This is a genomic window from Rhizobium ecuadorense (assembly GCF_001187535.1).
Taxonomy (GTDB): Bacteria; Pseudomonadota; Alphaproteobacteria; order Rhizobiales; family Rhizobiaceae; genus Rhizobium; species Rhizobium ecuadorense.
In genome coordinates, this window is record NZ_LFIO01000955.1 from 1 (window position 1) to 398 (window position 398).

Annotated in this window: 1 protein-coding gene; it reads right to left on the reverse strand. The window is 63.3% G+C overall.

The annotated features are described in order from the left end of the window. Nucleotides 1-174: 174 nt before the first annotated feature. Nucleotides 175-398 (reverse strand): transporter substrate-binding protein (locus AF337_RS17320; RefSeq protein ID WP_152971117.1); only part of this gene is annotated, 224 nt, incomplete at its 5' end.

Sequence of the window (398 nt, forward strand, 5' to 3'; positions counted from 1 at the left end):
GACTGAGGCCGATAAAGAGAATGTCGAGCATAACGCCACCGTTCGTGAGAAGGGCGGGCCGAACTCTCCTGCGCCTTGCCCATCCTGATGGCAGCTTGCGGAAGAAGAGGGGAGGCCGGCCTTACCGAGAGATGATCCCGCCATCCATGGATGGCGGGACGTCGCGGGGAGGGGTCAGCCCTTGAGCTTTGCGGCGTCGAGACCGTTGCTGGTGCAGAATAGATTGCTCTCCGTCTCGCCATAGGCCGAATAGGGCAGGGGCTTGATCGGCGCCGGGTAGGCGTTCACCACCTTGCTCTGGCCGTCCGCCTGCCATTGCCCGATGCGCGGCGTCAGCCAGCAATGCAGGTTATCGGGATCGGTGGTCACCTTGCCGCCGGGTGCTTCGTAGGTTTGGC